Genomic DNA, 721 nt, shown 5'->3' with positions numbered 1-721 from the left:
AATTCAGAAAATCTTAAAAGCGCGACCGAATGAGAAGTACGCCCTGCTCTCGGTCGATGTCGACCTTATCGAGAAAACTGTTACCGAGTAACACCATTTCTGGAAAATCACCTTCTAACACCACGGCAGAAACCTGGTTGACCAACACATTACCAACGCTGACCGACTCTAAATTCACCTGCCAGGCCTTTTTCTTGCCGCCCGCTGTACTGGCCTCACCCACTAACCCTTGGCGATACTGCACGCCCAGAGATTGAGCATGGCGCTCACTCATGGCAACAGAGGTTGCGCCAGTATCGACCATCATGTCGACCTGCCGACCATTGATTAACCCCTTAGCCCAATAGTGACCGCCCTTGCCAGTATTGATGCGCACCTCAGCTCTATCTGGCGCATTAAATAACGCGCCTATCTGACGGCTCAGATGTAATTCTTTTTGCTGTCCTTGATAAGAAATAATGGCCCGCTTGCTATCGGCAGCGATAACCGTGACACCTTCTGGGCTCGTTGCGCCGACCTTGAGCAGCTGACGCTTGCCATTTATGTCCAGTAACGCACTGCCTTTAAATAAACCGCTAACCTTTATGTCGATTTCTGCGCTAGCCAACAGCGTACAAGACAGGCTTAAACACACACTGAGCAGTAATAATCTAAACATCTGCCTAGGCCCACGGTAGACATATAGCGGTTAGCTGTAAAACCAGTAGCGCCATCAAGCCCG

General features: G+C 50.1%; 1 protein-coding gene. It reads right to left on the bottom strand.

Going from position 1 to position 721, the window contains the following annotated elements:
- Positions 1-13: 13 nt before the first annotated feature.
- Positions 14-658: a retropepsin-like aspartic protease family protein gene (locus ACFQEU_RS17100; RefSeq protein WP_379784101.1), complete on the bottom strand. Its 645-nt coding sequence runs from the start codon at positions 656-658 to the stop codon at positions 14-16.
- Positions 659-721: the final 63 nt, after the last annotated feature.

The sequence above is a fragment of the Halorubrum tibetense genome, from assembly GCF_042661865.1.
Classification (GTDB): Archaea; Halobacteriota; Halobacteria; order Halobacteriales; family Haloferacaceae; genus Halorubrum; species Halorubrum tibetense.
This window is presented reverse-complemented; position numbering and strand designations above follow the sequence as displayed.

What these genes read in the sequence shown, in the direction of transcription:
- ACFQEU_RS17100 (WP_379784101.1), bottom strand. Translation starts at nt 658, where the DNA reads ATGTTTAGATTATTACTGCTCAGTGTGTGTTTAAGCCTGTCTTGTACG.